The 22093-nt window shown below is 26.8% G+C and carries 15 protein-coding genes; 14 read left to right on the top strand and 1 reads right to left on the bottom strand.

Going from position 1 to position 22093, the window contains the following annotated elements; translation table 11 throughout:
* The first annotated feature begins 58 nt into the window (after positions 1 to 58).
* On the top strand, positions 59 to 2011 hold the full coding sequence (locus tag Q0W06_RS00845) for a TetM/TetW/TetO/TetS family tetracycline resistance ribosomal protection protein (RefSeq protein ID WP_297630022.1): 1953 nt from the start codon (positions 59 to 61) through the stop codon (positions 2009 to 2011).
* A gap of 36 nt (positions 2012 to 2047) precedes the next feature.
* Here the strand turns inward: Q0W06_RS00845 and Q0W06_RS00840 are convergent, their stop codons facing one another.
* Positions 2048 to 3574 (bottom strand): amino acid permease, encoded by a 1527-nt coding sequence (locus Q0W06_RS00840; RefSeq protein ID WP_297630020.1) that lies wholly within the window; start codon positions 3572 to 3574, stop codon positions 2048 to 2050.
* Between the two features lie 405 nt (positions 3575 to 3979).
* Here Q0W06_RS00840 and Q0W06_RS00835 point away from each other — a divergent pair, with 405 nt between their 5' ends.
* The 13 genes from Q0W06_RS00835 to recQ all read left to right on the top strand — a co-directional run bounded on the left by Q0W06_RS00835 (position 3980) and on the right by recQ (position 22026).
* Entirely contained in the window at positions 3980 to 6259 is a 2280-nt protein-coding gene (locus Q0W06_RS00835) for a polyprenyl synthetase family protein (RefSeq protein WP_297630017.1), read from the top strand.
* A 131-nt stretch (positions 6260 to 6390) separates the two neighbouring features.
* The gene (locus tag Q0W06_RS00830; protein WP_297630014.1) at positions 6391 to 7029 is read left to right on the top strand and encodes a response regulator transcription factor; all 639 of its coding nucleotides are present in this window, start codon (positions 6391 to 6393) and stop codon (positions 7027 to 7029) included.
* Positions 7022 to 8401, top strand: a complete 1380-nt coding sequence (locus Q0W06_RS00825) for a HAMP domain-containing sensor histidine kinase (RefSeq protein WP_297630011.1) — start codon at positions 7022 to 7024, stop codon at positions 8399 to 8401. Before Q0W06_RS00830 ends, Q0W06_RS00825 begins: the two co-directional genes overlap by 8 nt.
* 106 nt (positions 8402 to 8507) lie before the next feature.
* Complete coding sequence (locus Q0W06_RS00820) at positions 8508 to 9062, top strand: lytic transglycosylase domain-containing protein (protein WP_297630008.1); 555 nt, start codon at positions 8508 to 8510, stop codon at positions 9060 to 9062.
* A gap of 128 nt (positions 9063 to 9190) precedes the next feature.
* Positions 9191 to 11530, top strand: coding sequence for a glycoside hydrolase (locus Q0W06_RS00815; protein WP_297630006.1), 2340 nt, complete (start codon positions 9191 to 9193; stop codon positions 11528 to 11530).
* 280 nt (positions 11531 to 11810) lie between these two features.
* Positions 11811 to 13040: a macrolide family glycosyltransferase gene (locus Q0W06_RS00810; protein ID WP_297630003.1), complete on the top strand. Its 1230-nt coding sequence runs from the start codon at positions 11811 to 11813 to the stop codon at positions 13038 to 13040.
* A 180-nt stretch (positions 13041 to 13220) separates the two neighbouring features.
* A complete protein-coding gene (locus Q0W06_RS00805) occupies positions 13221 to 13892 on the top strand; it encodes a response regulator transcription factor (RefSeq protein WP_297630000.1) in 672 nt (223 codons plus the stop codon).
* Complete coding sequence (locus tag Q0W06_RS00800) at positions 13867 to 15318, top strand: HAMP domain-containing sensor histidine kinase (RefSeq protein WP_297629997.1); 1452 nt, start codon at positions 13867 to 13869, stop codon at positions 15316 to 15318. The genes Q0W06_RS00805 and Q0W06_RS00800 overlap by 26 nt, the downstream gene beginning before the upstream one ends.
* 137 nt (positions 15319 to 15455) lie before the next feature.
* On the top strand, positions 15456 to 16910 hold the full coding sequence (locus Q0W06_RS00795) for an ABC transporter permease (protein ID WP_297629995.1): 1455 nt from the start codon (positions 15456 to 15458) through the stop codon (positions 16908 to 16910).
* A complete protein-coding gene (locus tag Q0W06_RS00790) occupies positions 16903 to 17589 on the top strand; it encodes an ABC transporter ATP-binding protein (RefSeq protein WP_297629992.1) in 687 nt (228 codons plus the stop codon). The genes Q0W06_RS00795 and Q0W06_RS00790 overlap by 8 nt, the downstream gene beginning before the upstream one ends.
* Before the next feature lie 414 nt (positions 17590 to 18003).
* Complete coding sequence (locus Q0W06_RS00785; RefSeq protein ID WP_297629989.1) at positions 18004 to 19011, top strand: TDT family transporter; 1008 nt, start codon at positions 18004 to 18006, stop codon at positions 19009 to 19011.
* Between the two features lie 126 nt (positions 19012 to 19137).
* Complete coding sequence (locus tag Q0W06_RS00780) at positions 19138 to 19725, top strand: NUDIX hydrolase (RefSeq protein ID WP_297629986.1); 588 nt, start codon at positions 19138 to 19140, stop codon at positions 19723 to 19725.
* A gap of 141 nt (positions 19726 to 19866) precedes the next feature.
* Positions 19867 to 22026: a DNA helicase RecQ gene (gene recQ / locus Q0W06_RS00775; RefSeq protein ID WP_297629983.1), complete on the top strand. Its 2160-nt coding sequence runs from the start codon at positions 19867 to 19869 to the stop codon at positions 22024 to 22026.
* Positions 22027 to 22093 lie beyond the last annotated feature (67 nt).

Raw genomic sequence — 22093 nt, 5'->3', positions numbered from 1 at the left:
AAGATTTAATTAACTAAATAAATGAGAAAAATATTTAAATAGATTAGGAGAAGAGAATATGAAGAAGAGCATAGGTGTATTTGCACATGTAGATGCTGGAAAAACAACTTTTTCAGAAGGATTATTATATAATGCAAATGCAATTAGAAATAAAGGAAGAGTAGACCATAAAGATACTTTTTTAGATAGCCATGAAATTGAAAAAGAAAGAGGAATAACTGTATTTTCAGATATAGGTATTTTTAATTATAAAGATGATAAGTACTTTTTAGTAGACACTCCAGGGCATGTAGATTTTTCACCAGAGATGGAGAGAGCTATAAGTATTCTTGATTATGGAATATTACTTATAAGTGCAGTAGAGAAAGTACAAGGGCATACAGAAACTATCTGGGAACTTTTGAAAAAATATAATATCCCAACATTTATTTTTATAAACAAGATAGATAGAGTTGGTGCAGATATAGAAGAGAGTTTAGATGAACTAAAACTTAAATTATCAAAAGATATTTTATATACAGATAAAGATTTTGATAATTTAAGTGAATCTCAAATTGAATTTATAGCTGAAAAAGATGAGGAACTTTTAGAAAAATATTTAGATGGAGAATATGATGAAAAATTATGGAAGAATACTTTAAAGAGATTGATTAAAGAAAGAGAAGTATTTCCAGTATATAAAGGGTCAGCATTGCTTTATGAAGGAGTTAAAGAATTTTTTAATAGTTTTCATAATTTAACATATACAGAAGTGGATGATAGTGAATTTAAAGGGAGAGTCTTTAAAATAAAATATGATGAAAAAGGATCAAGAGTAACTTTTATAAAGGCTTTAAGTGGAAGCTTAAAAACTAAAGAAGAGTTAGAGTTCTCTGTAGATGGGGAAAAGAAGAGAGAAAAAATAAATGAAATCAGAGAGTATAATGGAAATAAGTATAGTCTTGTAGATAAAGTTTCAGTAGGGGATATATTTGGTGTTGTAGGAATAATGGATTTAATGGCAGGAGATTCTATAGGATTTGATGAAAAATTAAAATTAAATACAGAACCTGCATTAAAGGTTAAAATCATTTATGATTCAAAATTAAATCCAAATGAAGTCCTTAAAATATTTAAAATATTAGAAAGTGAAGACAGCAGTTTAAATGTATTTTGGAATGAAGAAATAAAAGAGTTATCTATAAGCATAATGGGAAAAGTACAACTGGAAGTTTTAGAGGAGATACTTTTAGGAAGATTTAATTTGAAAGTTCAATTTGGAACACCAGAAATACTATATAAAGAAACAATAGAGGGAGTATCTATAGGATATGGCCATTTTGAGCCTCTGGGGCACTACAGTGAGGTTCATTTAAGGTTAGAGGAAGGAGAACGTGGCAGTGGTATAAAATTCGAAAATAGATGCCATGCAGACCATTTAACTACAGGCAATCAAAATCTTATTAAAACTCATATTTTTGAAAGAGAGCATAAAGGAGTTTTAACAGGTAGTCCTATTACGGATATGAAGATTATACTTTTAACAGGAAGGGCTCATAATAAACATACTAGTGGTGGAGATTTTAGAGAAGCGACTAAAAGAGCTTTAAGACAAGGATTAGAAAGTGGGAAGACTAGATTGTTAGAACCTTTTTATAAATTTAGTATATCTATAAATATTGATAATTTAGGTAGAGTACTATCGGATATTCAAAAAATGAATGGTAAGTTTAATCCACCTGAAACATTAAATGATAAAATAGTTAAGATTACAGGAAAAGGTCCAGTAAAAACATTTATGGATTATCCTTTAGAGTTTGTTAGTTTTACTAGAGGAAAAGGAAGCCTTAATATGGTTTTTGATGGATATGATTTTTGTCATAATGAAGAAGAAATCATTAAAGAAAAAAATTATGATAAGAATGCAGATATTCAATATACTAGCACTTCAATATTTTGCTCAAAGGGACAATCTTTTTTAGTAGAGGGGAAAGATGCAAAAGAATATATGCACTGTGAAATAGATAAATAATAAAGGAACTGTTGTTTAACAGTTCCTTTTTTATTATTATGATTCATTATTTTTATGGACTTTTTGATATCTTCTAGCAATAAAGAATCCGATAAGTCCAAATAAAACTGGACCGAATATCATTAAAATTCCTTGTTCTGCCCCACCTGGCTGAGTCCAAGGTTGAATTAATGAGAATACAACTGCAAATATTATTACGAGTAATGATATTGAGTTGTAGATGATTCCTACTTTTTTACCAAAGAACTTATAATGCTTTTTAATATTATCATTTTTCTTAAACTTAATATAAGCAAAGGTAATAAGTCCCCATGGAATTACAGATGCAACTGTAACCATAAAAGTAGTGTAGTTGTAAATTTGATTTGCATTATTTCCAAAAATTAAAACTATTATTAAAGAACCACCACATAAGAATAATCCTAAAAGCCAAAGTGCATTGGCAGGAACATTATGTTTATTCTTTCTAGTAACAGCGTCAGGTAACATTCCTTTAGGAAGTCCTTCAATTAGCTGTTTGATAGGGAAGTAATAATTTAATGGAAGTTGTAAGAATGATAATGCTGCTATCCATGAGTAGAATATCATATACCATTTTGCAAATGCCGCTGCATGAACTGCACTCATACCTAAAGCAAGTCCAAGTGATGAATAATATTTTAATCCTAGATAAACAGTAAAGTTAACTAAGTTTACATTTGGATTATTGTAAACTTGATTCCAGTTAAGAACCATACCACTACCTACAATCATTACGATAGTAAGTACAAATATTACAACAACAGTAATAAAAATCCCCTTAGGAACAGTTTTTCTTGGATTTTCAACTTCGTCAACAAGTCCACTAGCAGATTCCATTCCACCGAATATCATAATGGCAAAAACCATAAATCCAAGCATACTAAATATACTACGATAGTCTGGATTAGGACCAACAAATAATGTTGAAATACCGTGCCAATGAAGTGGTTGAGCAAAATGCATTTTATTTTTGAAGAATACCCATAAACTAACTACAATAGTAAAAATATTGTTGTAGAAGAATAGTAGCATAGATATTTTAGTTAAAACTTCTATAGATTTAACACCTTTAGTAGCTATAAATATCCAAAATAAAACCCAAACAATACCTATTAAAGTAGTTGACATTTGGTTACTAAGACCAAAAAAATGCCAAGTCTCTGAAATATCTTTTCCATAAAGCATTGTTGAAAATTTAATACAGATTGCACTAATTGCAAGTCCGCCTAAAAATTGTGATGAAAACCAAATTAAAGTAGTTGAAAGTGCATATTTTTCGCCGATTATCTCAGATAACCATGAATAAATTCCACCTTTTTTATCACTAAATGCAGACCCCATTTCTGCAACAGCAAAGGAGTAGGGAATAAAGAACAATACGGTGGCTATGAGCACGTAAGTAATTGCTTGATAGCCCATTTGGTAATACATTTGTTGTCCATTCATTACACCGTATACAGTTAAAATAGACATTGAAATGAAACCCCATGTACTAATCTTATATGTTACATTTTTCTTTGAATCTTGTGTTGCTTTTGTCATTAGTACATTCCTCCTAATTTATCTCTAAGTAGGATTTTAATAGTTTAGTCAATTGAAGTAAAGAAGAGAAAATTATAGATATTTATGTAAATGAGTGTTTTATTTTATAATATATAAAGAATATTGTGAAAAATCTCAATATTAATAAAAAAATAGATATTTTTTTATGGTTTATAAAATTTACTGAAAATACGTATAAAAATAAGTTAATAATTAATTAATATACAATTAACTTAAATAGCAATTACCTAAATAAGGGGGCTAAGAGTAGTAAATGCAAGAAATATGTCACAAAATGAAATGGTGAAGGATTTTATTCAAGGGAATAAAGATGAATAAAGTTTTTGGAATTAAACAAAATTTTTATCACTATAATATAAAGGAATAAGTTTTAAAGGATTAAAAATGAGCGGAAAAAGAATTGATGAGAGTGTGTATGATGAAGTTTATGAATATGGATTAAATTATTGGAAGGACTTAAATGATATTTTAGAAAAAGAGGAATATTTAGAAGTACTAAAAGAAGATTTAAAAGAATGGAATAATAATCATATTAATAAAGGAAGGTTTAATTATAATTTTATATTAAAAAGTAATATAAAGGGATATAAACCTTATCTAAAATATATTAAGAAAAAAGGAATGCTAGATAGTTATTTAGATCGAAGTATTTCATATATATTCATGAGAGATTTAGGAAAGGATATAACAGAAAAAGAGGTTTCTAATAAGATTAAAGATGTAGTTAAAGATATAAGTGCAACTATAGATGGAAAAGAAAAAAATATTGAGTTAGAAAAAATTTATAATGATGCAAAAGATCATGGAAGAGAAGATCTAGTAATTTGGATTATAAATAAAATGCGAGAAACCTCAGAAAATATACCAAAGGGAATAGATAAAGTAAGTGCAATAAGAAAGATTATAAAAGTTATTGCAGGCGTTTTAATGTATAGGGTATGGGATGATAATGAAAAAGAAAAAGAAGTAAGTAAAAGTGTAAAAATTGGGTATGCATATGGAATTACATATCCATATATAGATGATTTGTTAGATTCTCAAATATTAAATGAGATAGAAGAAGAAGAGTACTCTAATATAATAAGAGAGACATTAGTAAGTGGTAATGTACCGAAAAAAGAATGGAATTCGGAGAATAAAGAGATTCTAAATTATGTTCAATCCCAGTTAGAAGAAGCTTTTAATTATATAAAAGAAAATCAAAAAGAAGAAAAAGTTAAAGAATTTTTAGAGTTAGCTTATGTATTTTTCCATGCACAAGAATTAGATAGAAAAAAGAGTTTAGATAAAGAATATAAAAATGAAGAGATATTTGTGCCAGTAATATTAAAATCTGCAGCATCAAGGTTGATAGTTCCAACAATATTAGGTAAAGAAAAAGAGGATTTCAATAGTAATTTATTTTATTATGGTATATATAATCAGTTAGCAGATGATTTTACGGATATGGAAGAAGATTATAGAAATAAGAGAGTTACTCCATACACATATTATATGAAGAATAGAAAGCAGGCTATAAATCCCTTTAAAGTTTATTTTGCAGTAATATATTATCTTACTCACAAGATTTATAAAAATGATAGCAAGGTAAAGGATATTATTATATGTAGAGTTATAAATAGTCTTAGAAGATTTAAAGAAAAGAAAAGAGAATATAATATTGATTTTATTAAATTAGATCATAAAGAATTAGATAGATATTTAGAAGAAGGAATAAAAAACGCAAGGAATATTGAATTTTATGATAAGCTTTTAAGAGATGAAATAATAGAAAGAATGAATGAAGCAAAAGAAAAGAAGAGAATATTTAAAGAAAAAATAAATGGAATGAAAAAAGAAATAGATGATGTAATAGGAGTAAAACTAGATAAAAGTAAAATTGTTGAAGCAACAAATTATAGTTTATGCGGAAATGGAAAGAGACTTAGGTCAATAATCACATGGATAGTTGGAATAGAAAGTTATGGATTAAAGAAAGAAAGCCTAGTTCCACTCATAAAATCTTTAGAATATATGCATACAGCTTCTTTGATATTAGATGATTTGCCATCACAAGATAATGCAGATTTAAGAAGAGGTAAAGAAACAATTCATAAAAAATATGGAGTAGCAATTGCAGAACTAACAAGTATATTTTTAACGCAACAAGGAATACAAGAACAAACAAAGTTAAAGGGATTTAATAAAGAGAAGATAATAGAGCTTATAGAATATACAACAGAAGTTATAAAGCAGATGTGTAAAGGACAATCTATGGATTTAGAAAGCAAAGGAAAGAACTTAAGTGAAGAAGAGCTAGAAGAGATATGTTTTTATAAAACAGGAATAGCTTTTGAAGCAGCAGTAATAATGCCAGCTATACTTGGAAATGCAAAGACAGAAGAAAAGGAAAAGTTGAAGGTATTTGCAAAATGTGCAGGTGTGGCATTTCAAATAAAAGATGATATGTTAGATACTGTAGGAGAAAGAGAAAAACTTGGAAAAGAAATAGGAATAGATAAGAAAAATAAAACATCAACATTTGTTACAATATTAGGTTATGAAGAGGCTGAAAAAAAGCTTTTTGAATATTATGTAGCTGCTATTGGGGCTATAAAAGGAATAGAAAGAAACGTAGAGTTCTTAAAAGAATTGATGAATTATATAATGAATAGAAAAAGTTAAAGCTTCTTAATATTAAGGAGCTTTAACTTTTTATTTAGGTAGTATAGGATTATTTAATAAGAAAATGTAATATTAATGTGACATTGATTTATAATAATGAAATATAGAAATATTATATGAGGAGATTTTATATGAACATATTGATTGCTGACGATGAAATAATGTTAACTAATATATTGAAGATATATTTTGAAAAAGAGGGATATAAAGTTTTTATAGCTAATGATGGAGAAGAAGCTTTAAATATTTTTTATAATGAAAAAATCGACTTAGCCATTTTAGATTGGATGATGCCTAAAAAGGATGGAATAGAGCTTTGTAAGGAATTTAAAGAATTAAAAGAAACAAAAGTTATTATATTGACTGCTAAAGGAGAACTTGATGATGAATATGTAAGTTTAGATGCTGGAGCAGATGATTATATAAGGAAGCCATTTGATCAAAGAATATTATTATTAAGAGCTAAGAAGTTAATAGAAAAGGATAAACGAACTTTTTTAAGAGATTTAGAGATAGATTTCAAAGGAAAAAAAGTATTTAGGAATAAGAAGGATTTAGAATTAACAAAAATAGAATTTAATTTATTAGAATATTTTTACAACAATAAAGGTAAAATACTATCGAGAGATATGCTTTTAAATACTGTTTGGGGATTAGATTATTATGGAGATTATAGAACAGTAGATACTCATATACACAGATTAAGAGAAAAAATAGGTAATGACTATATAAAAACACATAGAGGACTAGGGTATTGTTTACATGTTTAATAAAAATAAATTGTCAAAGAAATTATATTTAATAATTATTTTAATAATAGTTATAGTTTTTGGAAGTACATATTTTTTAAATAATTATTTTTTGTCCAAATACTATGTATATAGAACTCGAACTAGTATTGATAAAATATATAATTATTCAAAAAGTATATCATTAAATGAATTTATGGATAAAGAAATAACATTAGAAAAGAACGATAATATAACAATAATAAATTTATCAGATAGCTACTTAAGTAATATAAATTCCTTAAATGATGAGATACAACTAAAATTAAATCAAAGTAAAATTAACGTAAGTAAATTATGGATAACTAAAATAGATGTAAGTAAATTAAATAAAGAAGGGTACATAAATAAAATCTTCTATCAAGATAAATTGCAGTCAAATTACTTTGTAAAAATATTTAAAAAAGATGGAGAAATAATTCTCATAGGAAAATCAATGGCTAATGATATAGAAACTATAAATATTGTAAATACCTTTAATTTTTATATTACAAGTGTAGCAGTTATCATTAGTTTGATTTTAGTATGGTTATTTACAAGAAAAACTGTAGAATCTATAGAGACTTTAAAAGAACAAGCAAAAAATATAGGAAGTTTAAATTTTAAAGCAGAAGAAATAAGAACTGGTGATGAAATAGAAGAACTTTCTAAAACTATTAATACAATGAGTAAAAGTTTAGAAAAAGCACATATGGAACTAGAGAAGAAGAATGAGGATTTAAAAATACTATTATCTAGTATATCTCATGAAGTAAAAACACCATTATCTTTAATTAAAGCTTATGCAATAGCTATAAATGATGGATTAGATGATGGAAGTTTTAGTGACATAATAATCGAGCAAGTTGATAATACAACAAAATTAGTGGAGAATATATTAGATTTATCTAGAGTACAAAGAAGTGTAAGTAATAAAGAAAATTTTGATTTTGAAAATCTTTTAGAGAAGGTTTTGCTAAAGTTTGAGATACAATTGAAAAATAAAAAGATAAAAATAATAAAAGAACCTAAAGGATATATGGATATATATGCAGATAAAGAAAGTATAGAAATTGTCCTAAATAATTTTATTAGTAATGGAATAAAATACAATACTTCAAATTATATTAAAATCTCTTATGGAAATGGAATTTTTTCAATAGAAAATAAACAAAATGGTTTAGATGAAGAAAAACTTAAAAATATATGGAAGCCTTTTTATGTAGGAGAGAAGTCTAGAAGTAAGGAGCTTTCAGGAACAGGGATTGGACTTTCTATAGTAGAAGAAATATTAAAACGAGAAAAAATTATGTATGGAGTGACATTAAAAGAAGATAAAATTAAATTTTATATGATGTATAAAAGAAAAATGTGATATTAATGTAATAAAACAAAGCTATTATAATCTGGAGATAAAAAAAGGACTAAATTTTAATTATTAAACATAATTATGAAGGAAGTTTAATTGGAGTTGTGAGAAGATGAAAAAGATAATTATAATAGCTTTAAGTATAATATTAGCTATAAGTACAATTAGTTTAGGAAAAAAAGTATGGAGAGAATATAGGTTAAAAACTTATCCATATGAATACAAAAGTTTAGTAAATGAATATGCAAAAGAATATAATTTAAATCCTTTATTTGTATTGTCAGTAATAAAGATTGAAAGTAATTTCAATCCAAATGCATTATCGGATGCTAATGCAAGAGGATTAATGCAAATTACAGTGTCAACTGGAACAGATATAGCAAATTCTTTAGGAATGAATAATTTTAAAGATGAGGATTTATATAACCCAGAAATAAATATAAAAATGGGTTGTTATTACTTAAGAAATTTATATAATGAATTTGGAAATTGGGATTTAGTTATAGCAGCTTATAATGGTGGGAGAGGAAATGTCCAAAAATGGCTTAAAAGTAATGAATATTCAAAAGATGGGCAGTTAATTAATATACCTTTTCCAGAAACAAAAAATTATGTAGTTAAAGTAAATAAGGCATATAAAAATTATGGTGAGATTTACGATAAATAAAATTAAAAGAGAAGCGTTGTTTAAGAATATAAAACTTAAACAACGCTTTTTTTTATAGAATTAAAAGGAATAAAATTTGTGATACTGATGTAACAAAAGAAAGATAGTATATCTTTGAGGTGACGGAAGTGAAAAGAAAATTAATAATAGGAATAGTTGTTGCGCTAATAGTAACAATAGGTGGAGCAACATGCTTTAAGGAATTTAGTGGGAAGGTTAAGCCTGTAATAAATAAAAATCAGATAGAAAAAGTAAATGATTATAATTTTACATATACAGTAAATCCAGAAACTTTTGAAATAACTACAGATTATAATGGAGTTAAAACTATTGCATCAAATCCATTACCAAGTATGAAAGTAACAGATTTTAAGCAAGATGGAAAAAATACGACATGGACTTATCCAGATAAGGGAATAAAGGTTCAATTAGTAAAAGAGGATAATTATTTAAATGTAAATATAACATCAACTAAAACAGGCGAAAATACATTTGAGTTTCCAGTGGTAAAAGCTAATAGCTATACTTTACCTATAGGAGAAGGAAAATATGTTCCAAGTGATAATAAAGAGTGGAAAGAATATCTAAATGATTATACGGATACAACATTAGAAATGTTTTCTATGCCATTTTTTGCATTAAATGAAAAAGACAGTTCAATTCTTTATGTAATGACAAATCCATATAATAATAATATTTCATTTAATACAAAAAATAATATCGAGTTTAACATAAATCATGATTTTACATCTATAAATAAAAATAAGACTTATGGATTTAGAATTTATGTAACAGGAAATAATCCAGTAGATATAGCAAAAACATATAAAAATTATGTTGTGGAAAAAGGTGATTTTAAAACATTAGAAGAGAAACAAAAAGAAAATCCAAATCTAGAGAAACTTATTGGAGCACCGGAAATATATCTTTGGAATGATAGAGTTATCCAGCCTAATAATATAAACTGGGGAGAATTTATAAAGGAAATGACACCAGGAATAAAAAATCAGATAGTACAAATTTTAAATAAAGAAGGCGGAGAAGAGGCTCAGATTGGAGCAATAGAAAGTGTTGGAACAGCTGATTATGTAGATGATTATGATAAGAATTTAATAACATCAGGGATAACTAGTGCATGTATGTCTAAAGATTTTTATAATAAAAATGCTTTTAAAGATACTAATGGAGAGATAAATTCTTTATTAAAAAAAGGTATTGGAAATCTTAATGAAGTGGATACTATAAAATTAAATGAAATGTTATTAAAAGAAAATATGCCTAATGCTTTTGCACCTGTAAATGAATGGGCAAATTCAGCAACTACAGGAATAATCAATGATTTAAAATCATCAGGAATAAATAAAGCTTGGATAGGATTAAATAACTGGACACAAGCATATATGAAACCACAAATGGTACAAGATGCAGTTAAAGATGGATATTTAATGGCACCATATGATTCATATACATCAATTCAGGATCCAGGAAGTGCAGCTTGGGATACAGCAGACTTTAAAGATAAAGCATTATATAATAATGCAACTATAAAAGACAAAGAAGGAAAGTATATAGAAGGATTTAAAAATAAGGGAAGAACTTTAAATCCAACTCTTGCAATGCCAAGTGTAAAAGAAAGAGTAAGTACAATATTAAATAATATACCAGACTTTAATTCATGGTTTGTTGATTGTGATGCAGCAGGACAAGTTTTTACTGATTATAGTAAAAATCATCCAACAACAAAACGAGAAAATATAGATGCAAGATTAAAAAGATTAGGATATATAGCAAATGATAAGCATATGATAGTTGGGTCAGAAGGTGGAGATGACTATGCAAGTGAAGTATTAGATTATGCACAAGGGATAGATTCTAAGCCATTTTCATGGATGGATAAAGATGCAATGCAAAATAAACAAAGTCCATACTATACTGGTGCCTATTATTCAAAAACAGGAGGCGTTCCACCTAAGTTTGGAGAGATTGTACCTGTAAAAGAAGAATATAAAGTAGCATTAATGGATCCAGCATATACAATTCCATTATATAAATTAGTATATAATAACTCTATAGTAAATACGTATCATTGGTTATGGGGAACATTGAAGGCTCAAGGAGAAATACAAAATAATCTTTTGCATAATATTCTGTATAATGTACCAGGCTTATACCATTTAGATTCAACAGCATGGAATAAAGAAAAAAATATTATTGTAGATAATACAAAAATATTCCAACCATTTAGTGATATAGCAAGTTATGAAGAGATGACTAACTTCCAAGTATTATCAAAGGATAGATTGGTTCAAATGACTGAATATGGTAATAATTTAAAGGTTATAAGCAATTTTTCAAATGAGGAAACGACAGCGTTAGGATATAAAATACCGGCAAAATCTCTAATTATATTAGAAGGGGGAGCATCACCAAAAGTTATTAGATATTCACCACAAAACTTAGAAAATTAAGAAATAGGAAGGCATTTATATGTCTTCCTATTTTTAGTTATAGAGAAAATATTAAATATAATTTAATATTACATCAATAAAAAAAATGGAAATATAATGTATAATATATAGAGAAAACAAAGATTGACTATTAAAGTAAAAGGTTAATAGTCAAAAAATTAATAAATTAGGCACGCATATAATTTTCTATAATAAATAAAACTATTAATTATAGAAAGTTATATAGAGATGTAAAAACTAAGGATTAAAGCTTAACTGGAGCAAGAAAGGATGAAGTAAAATGGGAAATGGATTATTTATAACAATGATGGGACATGGACATGTAAATCCTACACTAGGATTAGTAAAGGAACTTATGGCTAGAGGTGAAAAAATAACTTATATAGCAGGCTTTGAGTTTGAGGATAAGATTAAAAAAATTGGAGCTGAATTTGTAGGTTATGAAAATAAGATGAATTTATCTAATTTTCTAAGTGGTGGAAAGAAATTATCTAATTTACAAGCTTCAAATATAAAAAAAGAGCATGTTGAAAAAATTGGAGAAATGATGGGTGCTCAATTTACTGAGATGGTAGAAAAAGTATTTGGATTAAAAGAAAAATTTGATTATTTAGTTTATGATTCATCATTTATTATAGGAGAAGAAGTAGCAAAGACCCTAAAAGTTCCAGCAATTTCATCCACAACAATATTTTTATTAAATAAAGCAATATTAGAAGAGAGACCAGAGGCTAGCTTTATGAAGTTAGGAAGATATGTAAGATCAGGTATAAACTATGATTCGGAGAACTTCACTAATATAAGCAGAAAATATGGAGTGAGTTTTGAAAGTTTAAAAGATAAAAATAGAAAAATGGCAAATGGAGATTTAAAGATAGTATATACATCAAGATACTTACAACCGAGAAGTGAAGATTTTGATGAAAGTCATTTATTTATTGGAGCATCTGTGGGAGATAGAAATGAAGGTTTAGATTTTTCAATTGATAAAAATAAAAAAACAATATATATTTCATTAGGAACATTATTTAATAAATCGGTAGAGTTTTATAAAGAATGTATAGAAGCATTTAAAGATATGGATTTAAATATAATATTATCAGTTGGTAAAAGTATTAATATCCAAGAGACATTTAAAGATATTCCAAAAAACTTTATTATTAAAAATTATGTTTCACAATTAGATGTTTTAAAGGAAACGGATATATTTATAACTCATGGAGGAATGAATAGTACAAATGAAGGATTATATTTTGATATTCCACTTATTTTTATTCCTCAATCTGTAGACCAACCTTTTGTAGCAAACAGAGTAAAAGAATTAGGCGCAGGATTAGTTATAAACAAGGATGAAATCTCAAAAGAAAAGTTAAAAGAAAGTGTAAATATAATTTTAGAAAACAAAGAGTTTAGAGAAAACAGTAAGAAGATAGGGAAATCTCTTAGAGATGCAGGTGGATATAAAAAAGGTGTAGATGAAATCTTAAAATTAAGAGATTCGTATAAATAAAAAATAAAAAAGGCTTTAAGGAAATTTTTCCTTAAAGCTTTTCTTTATATAAGAAAAAGTATAGAATTTTATTAATGTAATGTAGTGAATTTAAAGTCTTGATAACGTGAATTCTACGTGAAAAAAGGATTAATTTAAAAGTTTAATGATAAAATATATACAAGAGAGGATGAATTTTAGATGAAAAAAATTTTAGTTGTAGAAGATGATATAAAGATAAGAGAGCTTATAATAGAGTTTTTAAGTGCAGAAGAATATACAGTAAAAGGGGCAAAAGACGGACTCGAAGGATATTCAATGTTTAGAGAAGAAACATTTGATTTAATTATTACAGATATAATGATGCCTAGAATGGATGGGTATGCATTAACTAATTTAATTAGAGAAGAATCAGAGATTCCAATAATAATGCTTACTGCCTTAAATGATGAGCAGGATCAAATAAAAGCATTCGATGAAAAAGTAGATGATTTTATTTCAAAGCCTTTTTCATTTATATTACTTATAAAAAGAGTTGAGGCAGTATTAAGAAGATGTGGAGAATCACACAAAAAAGAAGAAAAATTAGAATTTGAAAATATAGTTTTAAATAAGGATACATATAAAGCTTTTGTAGATGGTGATGATATAGAGTTAACATTAAAAGAGTTTAATATTTTAAGCCTTTTAATTGCTAATTATCCAACAGTTTTAAAAAGAGAAATATTAATGGATAAAGTATGGGGCTATGATTATTATGGAGACATGAGAATTATAGATGCACATATGAAGAATCTTAGAAAAAAAATAAAATATGATTATATAAAGACTGTTAAAGGTGTAGGATATGTGCTTGAAAAAAAGAATGAATAAAATAAAAAGTGAAAATTGGAATAAGATAGGGATAAAGAAAAAACTGTTTATTATATCTACAGGAATTGTTTGTATAACAGCATTAATAATATATTTCACCTTATTTAGTTTATTTCCACAAATTTATGTAGATTCTAAAATTTCAAATATACAGAGTCAAACGCAGACTCTTGCAAGTAAAATGGAAAAGGATCCTAATTTTAATTTAGAAGAAGGAATAAACAAATATTGCTATGAGAATGGTGCTATGGCAGCATTAATAGATAGAAATGCAAATATTATATATATGCCAATACCAAGTAAATTTGAATTAAATAAAATATCGCCACCTAACAATAGAATGAGTAAAGGTTATGTTGATGATGGAGGAAAAGATTATCAAATATCAATTAATGTGTATGTAAAAAGTTTAAATCAAGAATGTATTTTAAAGGTTAATATGCCTATAAAATTTAAAGCAGAAATTAAAAAAATAATAATAGTTTTATTTCCTTTAGTGCTATTAGTAACTTTAGGATTAGGGATATTATCTGTATTTGTATATGGAAAAATTATAAGTAATCCATTATTAGAAATTAATAGTGTTGCAAGAGATATAGCTAATTTAAACTTCTCTAAAGAATTAGAGATAAAAGGGAAAGATGAGTTTGCAGAGTTATCTAATAGCATTAACCTTATAAGTAAAAATTTAGAGGGAAATATAAATATGCTTGAGGAAGCAAATTCAAAATTAAAAGAGGATATAGAGAAAGAAAAAAGAATTGATAGAAGACGACGAGATTTTATAAATGCAATATCACATGAATTAAAGACACCTATTACTGTAATTAGCGGGCAAGTAGAAGGTATGATTTACAATATAGGTCAATATAAAAATCGAGATAAGTATTTAAAGGAAACATTAGAAAGTGTGCATGAGCTTAACAGTTTAGTACATGAAATAATAAGTTTAGCTAAATATGAAGAAAGTATAGGCGTTCAGTTACATGAAATATCAGTAAATGATTTAGTTAAAGATATATTAGGAAGTTATGAGTATTTTATAGAATCAGAAAATAAAAAAGTATCTTTATTAGAAAAAAATATTATAAATAAAAAAATTGATGTAAATATAGTGAAGAAAATAATATCTAATATAATAGGAAATGGGATTAAATATAGTAAGGATACTATAGAAATAATATTAGAAGAAGATAGCTTAATAGTTAAAAATAATACTTTAGAAGAAATGGATGAAAAAGATTTAGAAGAAATTTTTGCACCTTTTTATAGAGGAGATAAATCAAGAAATAAAAGTAAACCAGGAACGGGACTTGGACTATATATTGTAAAATCATTAATACAAGTTCATGGAAATATTAGCTATGATGTAGAATTTAAAAATAATATGTTTATTTTTAAATTACAATTTAAGAGTGAAGATTAAAAAGAAGAGGTGTTACCTCTTCTTTTTCATTTTAAATTCAGATTATATTCATTTAAAAAATAGGAAATATTCAATTAGAGCACAGAGAAGTTTATTAATATAAATATGTAAATTAAAAGTATGGAAGGGGAATAAGAATGAATTTCTTAGGGAGAGCTTTTTTAAGCACAAAAGAAAATAAAGGGAAAACTATTCTTTTATTTTTAGTAATGACAACAATTTGCGTATTTATATTATCAGGAATATCAATACAACAAGCAACAACACAAGCAAGTAATTTTGCTAGAGAGAAACTAGGAGCGACAGTAACATTGCAAGCGAATATGCAAAAGATGAGAGAAGATATGATGAAAGAGGGAAATGGTTCTAAATTTCAAGTGAAAAGTGTATCAATTCCTATGAGTGATGTAGATAAAATATTAAAATTAAATAATATATCATCATATAACTTAACAACTACAACATCAGGAATAGCGCAAGGGTTTAATCCAATAACCAGTTCAGAAAGTTCAACAAATACACAACAAAATAATTTCCCTTTTAAGGGAAATGAACAGCAACAACAAGGCAATATAAAAATTAATGGAGTTTTAGATCAAGGTTTATTACAAGATGCGAAAAATGGGACAATAAAGCTAGTAGAAGGAGAAGGAATAACTAAAGAAAATGGAAATCAAAATGTAGCAGTTATATCAGAAGCGTTAGCAAATAATAATGATTTAAAAGTTGGAGATACAATAAAAATTCAATCACCAACAACAGACGACGTATACTCAGTAAAAATTCAAGGGATATATGAAACAAGTGGAGAAGTAAATGAAATGGAAGCAAGAAATGAAGCTATGAATCCGTACAATGCTATTTATGTGCCATATACCTTAGCAAACACTATGAAAGGTAGTGACTATAAAGATACAGTTGATCAAGCAACATTTTATTTAAATGATCCATTAAATGTAGATTCATTTGTAAAAGAAGCTGAAAAGCTTGATATTGATTATAATACATTTATGTTAAATGCAAATAATAAAGAATATGAAACAATGATAGGACCAATAAATAATGTAAGTTCATTTGCTAAAATTACAGTTGTTGGAGCAAGTGTAGCTGGAGCAATAATATTAGCATTAATTATAATACTTACCATAAAAAATAGAAGAAATGAGATAGATATCTTATTATCATTAGGAGAGAAAAAAGGAAAAATAATAGCACAATTTACTGCAGAAATGCTTATTGTCTTAGTAATAGCGTTAGGAGTTTCAGCAGGAGTTGGAAGTGTAGTTAGTAATAAACTTGGAAATACATTAGTACAAAAAGAAGTGGCTGTAACTGCACAGAGTCAAGAACAAAGTGGTTTTGGAGGCTTTAATGGTGGAGGCTTCAACAGTGGTGGATTTAGAGGTGGATTAGGGCCTGGAAGCAACCATGAACAGGTTCAAGCTATAAGTTCAATAAATGTTAGTGTAAGTGGAGAGGATTTTGCTGAAATGGCAGGTATAGCAATACTTATAATGATAATTGGAATAGGAATACCAAGTGTTGGTATAATGAGACTTCAACCAAAGGAGATATTGAGTAGACATGATTAATGAGAATAAAATTTTAGAACTGAAAAATTTAAAATATTACTATGAAAAAGATAAAAATATATTAGAAGATATAAATATAAGTTTTGAAAAAGGAAAGTTTTATACTATATTTGGACCATCAGGAAGTGGGAAAACGACATTTTTATCATTAATTTGTGGATTAGATAAAATAAAAGAAGGAGAAATAATTTATGATGGAAAAAGTATTGAAAAAATAGGCATTAGTAAATATAGAAGAGATTATGTATCTATAATATTTCAAGGATATAATTTAATCAATTATATGACAGCACTTCAAAATGTAATATTGGGGATTAGCGTAAAAGGAGTGCAGGTAGATAATAAAAAAGAGTATGCATTGAATATGTTGAAGCGAGTTGGACTTACAGAAGAGCAAGCAAATCAAAAAGTACTAACTTTGAGTGGAGGACAACAGCAAAGAGTAGCTATAGCAAGAGCGTTAGTAAGCAAAACACATATAATAATAGCTGATGAGCCAACAGGTAATTTAGATGAGGATACATCTAAAGATATTATAACTATATTTAAGAAATTAGTAGAAGAGGAAAATAAATGTGTTATTATGGTAACTCATAATAATGAAATTTCAAAAGAAGCTGATAAAATTTATGTGCTAAAAAATAAAAGTTTAAATGAAGTAGTTAGAATTTCAGATTAAATTCACATAGGGTTCAAATTAGATACAGATGAGTAAAGTAATATAATACTTGTAGATACTAATACCACTTAAAAATAATTTTTCTTCAAAATGCTTCTTACTCTATAGATCAAAATTCCGTTAGTAGAAGAATTATTTAAAAATAAGAAGTACAAAAAGAAACAGTAGAGATACTGTTTCTTTTTTGTTGTTTTACAATAAAAAACAGTTGGATTTTTGATGGATTTCTATTATAATAGGGCTTCAAAGAAGTTTTATGTAAAAAATAATAGCATTTATTAAAAAAAACTAAGGAGAAGAATACATACATATATAACTAAAAACCTATTATTAATATAAAATAATAGTATTTTACTTATATAGATAATTATTATATTATAATGGTGTAAGGTAATTAAAACGCAGGAGGAAAAGATGATGGAAGTAAAGAAACAATTAAATAAACTAGAAAATTACCCAATAGGAATATGCGGCACAGTTCTTGCATTTATGACAATCAGTAATGCATGGAAGGGCTTTGGAATAGATTTTTTAAAACCAATATCAGTTATCATAGCAATAGGAGCTTTAACATTAATGTTAGTAAGAGCAATAATGTTTCCTAAAAGGGTAGCTGAAGAAATTAAAAATCCTGTCTTAGGAAGTTTTTATCCTACAATTGATATGGCACTATTTTTAATAGCTTCAACTATAGTAAGTTTTGTACCACACTTAGCAAAAGGAATTTGGCTTTTTGCAGTAGCATTTCACTTTATAATATTTTTAGTATTTTTCTTTATAAGAATTAAAGAACATAATTTTAAAGATATGGTTCCAAGTTGGTTTGTAGTTTGGATAGGAATGGTAGTAGGAACAGTAGCAAGTCCAGGAATGGGATTTGATGGAATAGCAAAATTCCTTTGTTACTTTGGAATATTCTTTTATGTAGTAACTTGGCCAGTAATGGGTTATAGAATGTTTTGGCACAGAGAAAAAGTTGAAGATCATAAAATGCCAACTATAGGAATTATGGCAGCTCCAGCAAGCCTTTGTATCGCTGGATATTTAACAATAACACATACACCAAATATGATACTTTTAAGCTTTTTAGCAGTAACATCACTATTTAACTTAGGATTAGTTTATACATATATTATAGGATTCATTAAAAAAGGTTTTGCACCAACATATGCAGCTTTAACATTCCCACTTGCAATCAGTGTGGTAGCTAGTTTGAAAATGAGCAAATTATTTGTTGGACATATGCTTTTAAGCAATGGATTTAGAATTCTAGGGGATGTAGAAATATTTATAGCAACAGGAGTAATATTTTATGTACTATTTAACTTCTTAAATCTTTTTGTAAAAGCTATAAATCCAAAATTAGAGGAAGAGATATTAGTTGTAGAAGAAGGTATGGGAACTGTAAACAAAGAGTTTTAATATTAGGTTGTTGCAAATTTAAAAGTTAAAATAAATTTGCAACAATTTTTTTTTATTGTATAATAAAGTTTTAATCAAGAAATAAAATTTTAATTTAAAAGTTTTGAATTGACTGAAGGAGGAAATATGGGATATATAGAAGTAATAAGAAATTATGAACCAATTAACGAGCAAGAAGTTAATGATAAGGCATTATTTAAACAATGTATAAATAATTTTGAGGATACTTTAACTAGACAAAATTATGTTTGTCACTTTACTGCTTCAGCCTTTGTTTTTAATAAGGAAAGAACGAAGACACTTATGATTTATCATAATATTTATAATACATGGGCATGGACAGGTGGTCATATGGATGGAGATGAAGACTTCTTTAAAGTTGCTAAAAAAGAACTTATGGAAGAAACAGGTGTTAAAAATCCTAAGGCTATTACAGATGAAATAATGGCATTAGATGTTATTACAGTAAATGGACACATGAAAAATGGTGCATATGTATCATCACATCTTCATTTAAATATAGCTTATATTTTTGAATGTAGTGAAGATGAGAAGCTTATAGCGAAATTAGATGAGAATAGCGGTGTGAAATGGATCAATATAGATGAAATTTCGAAATATGTCATAGGAGAACCACATATTCTTAAAATCTATGAAAAAATAATAAATAAAACAAAAGAATTAGAGTTAAATAAAACTAATATTTTAAAATAAAATTCAGATAAAGTAAAAGGTGCAGATAAGATAGCACCTTTTATTTTGCTTAAATATATTTTATAAAAGATTAAAGGGATATGATAAAATGATTATATTAAGTAAAAGTGGAAAAGCTTTAAAATAAAAAGGAGTGTTTTTTTGGATAATATAAATGAAATTTTAAGTAAGTATTATGGATATAAAGAATTTAGAAAAGGTCAAAAAGAAATAATAGACAATATTATAAGTGGAAAAGATGTTTTAGCTATAATGCCTACAGGTGGAGGAAAATCGATATGTTACCAAGTTCCTGCTATTGCAATGGAAGGACTTTCTATAGTTATCTCACCTTTAATTTCGCTTATGAAAGACCAAGTAGATGCATTAAATTCATTAGGAATAGAAAGTGCATATATCAATTCAAGTCTTTCTAATATAGAGATTCAAGAGGTCTACTTTAGAATAAGAACGGGAGAAATAAAAATTCTTTATGTAGCACCAGAACGACTAGAAGGCAATGAATTTTTAAATATAATAAAAGAAATAAAGGTAAGTCAAATTGCAATAGATGAAGCTCACTGTGTTTCACAATGGGGACATGACTTTAGAAGTAGTTATAAGAGAATAAGTAACTTTATAGATGCATTACCTAAAAGACCAGTAATAACAGCATTCACAGCAACAGCAACAAAGGAAGTTAGAGATGACATCTTAGTTAGTCTTAATTTACAAGAGCCTAAAATATTTATTTCAGGTTTTGATAGAGAAAATTTAAAATTAACTATAGAAAGAGGCGTAAGCAAAAATCTTTATATATTAGATTATATAGAAGCAAATAAAGGTGAAAGTGGAATAATATATTGTTCTACAAGAAAAGATGTTGATAAATTATGTGAGTTATTAAATAAAAATAATATAAAAGCATTAAGCTATCATGCTGGGCTTTCAGATATGGATAGAAAACAAAATCAAGAAGATTTTATATATGATAGAGCAGAGGTAATGATTGCAACAAATGCATTTGGAATGGGAATAGATAAACCTAATATAAGATATGTAATTCATTATAATATGCCTAAAAATATAGAAGGATACTATCAAGAGATAGGTAGAGCAGGAAGAGACGGAGAAAAGTCAGAATGTATTTTATTATTTTCTCCAGGAGATGTACAAACACAAAAATATATTATAGAAGCAGGAACTACGAATCCTTTTAGAAAGAGAAATGAACTTGAAAAACTTCAAAATATGATAGATTTAGTTTATTCAAATGACTGTTATAAAAAATATATATTAAATTATTTTGGAGAAGAAAGAGAAGAAGATTGTGAAAATTGTAGTAACTGTCTTTTTGAAGGAGAACTTTTAGATAAGACTGTAGATGCTCAAAAAGTTATTTCTTGTGTATATAGAATGAAGAGACCTTTTGGAATAGGTGTAATTGTAGAAGTTTTAAGAGGATCAAAAAATAAAAAGCTTGTGGAACAAGGTTTAAATGAATTAACAACATACGGAATAGTAAAAGATTATACAAAAGATGAATTAAAAGATTTTATAAATACATTAATATCTCATGGATATATAAATTATGGGGGAGAATTCCCAGTAGTAACACCAAATAAAAATTCACTAAAAGTAATTAAAGGTGAAGAAAAAGTATTATTTAAAGAGGCTAGAAAGGCTAAGAAACTTAAAGCTGATAATGATTTATTCTCTATTTTAAGAGGATTTAGAGCATACTTAGCAAATGAGGAGGGAGTTCCACCATACTTAGTATTTGGGGATAGCACATTAAAAGAATTTAGTACTAGAATGCCACAAACTAAAGAACAATTCTTAGATATTAGTGGTGTAGGTGAGAAGAAAGCTTTAAAATATGGAGATAAATTTATTGAGAAGATAAAAGAATATATAGAAGAAAAAAATCTTAATGTAGAATTTGCATTTGAATCAAATAAGAGAGCTACGGGAACAAAAGAAAAAAAAGGCACTAAAAGCAAGAGTACAAAAGAAAAATCATATCAAATTTCAATAAATATGCTAAGAGACGGTCAAACTTTAAAAGAAGTCTCTATAGAAAGAGGAAGTACTGTAGGAACGATAGTGGGACATATAGAAACATTTATTTCAGAAGATGAATTAGACTTTGAGATAGATTTTGAAGGATTGTTTACAGAGGAAGAAGAAAAAACTATTCTAGAAGCTTGTGAGAAAGTTGGATATTCTAAGTTAACACCAATAAAAAATGAGGTATCTAATGATATAGGTTATGATAAGATAAGACTAGTTTTACTTAAAAATAGTTTAAAGAATAAATAGAAAAGCTTTTTGTCCACAAGGATTAAAAAGTTTGTTATAATTTAAATAAAAACAAGAAAGAGGAACA

This window comes from uncultured Clostridium sp. (assembly GCF_947072515.1).
In the GTDB taxonomy this organism is placed as follows: Bacteria; Bacillota; Clostridia; order Clostridiales; family Clostridiaceae; genus Clostridium.
This window is presented reverse-complemented; position numbering and strand designations above follow the sequence as displayed.

What these genes read in the sequence shown, in the direction of transcription:
- Q0W06_RS00845 (WP_297630022.1), top strand. Translation starts at nt 59, where the DNA reads ATGAAGAAGAGCATAGGTGTATTTGCACATGTAGATGCTGGAAAAACA.
- Q0W06_RS00800 (WP_297629997.1), top strand. Translation starts at nt 13,867, where the DNA reads ATGTGCTTGAAAAAAAGAATGAATAAAATAAAAAGTGAAAATTGGAAT.
- Q0W06_RS00835 (WP_297630017.1), top strand. Translation starts at nt 3,980, where the DNA reads ATGAGCGGAAAAAGAATTGATGAGAGTGTGTATGATGAAGTTTATGAA.
- Q0W06_RS00830 (WP_297630014.1), top strand. Translation starts at nt 6,391, where the DNA reads ATGAACATATTGATTGCTGACGATGAAATAATGTTAACTAATATATTG.
- Q0W06_RS00780 (WP_297629986.1), top strand. Translation starts at nt 19,138, where the DNA reads ATGGGATATATAGAAGTAATAAGAAATTATGAACCAATTAACGAGCAA.
- Q0W06_RS00840 (WP_297630020.1), bottom strand. Translation starts at nt 3,574, where the DNA reads ATGACAAAAGCAACACAAGATTCAAAGAAAAATGTAACATATAAGATT.
- Q0W06_RS00805 (WP_297630000.1), top strand. Translation starts at nt 13,221, where the DNA reads ATGAAAAAAATTTTAGTTGTAGAAGATGATATAAAGATAAGAGAGCTT.
- Q0W06_RS00820 (WP_297630008.1), top strand. Translation starts at nt 8,508, where the DNA reads ATGAAAAAGATAATTATAATAGCTTTAAGTATAATATTAGCTATAAGT.
- Q0W06_RS00825 (WP_297630011.1), top strand. Translation starts at nt 7,022, where the DNA reads ATGTTTAATAAAAATAAATTGTCAAAGAAATTATATTTAATAATTATT.
- Q0W06_RS00790 (WP_297629992.1), top strand. Translation starts at nt 16,903, where the DNA reads ATGATTAATGAGAATAAAATTTTAGAACTGAAAAATTTAAAATATTAC.
- Q0W06_RS00795 (WP_297629995.1), top strand. Translation starts at nt 15,456, where the DNA reads ATGAATTTCTTAGGGAGAGCTTTTTTAAGCACAAAAGAAAATAAAGGG.
- Q0W06_RS00785 (WP_297629989.1), top strand. Translation starts at nt 18,004, where the DNA reads ATGATGGAAGTAAAGAAACAATTAAATAAACTAGAAAATTACCCAATA.
- Q0W06_RS00810 (WP_297630003.1), top strand. Translation starts at nt 11,811, where the DNA reads ATGGGAAATGGATTATTTATAACAATGATGGGACATGGACATGTAAAT.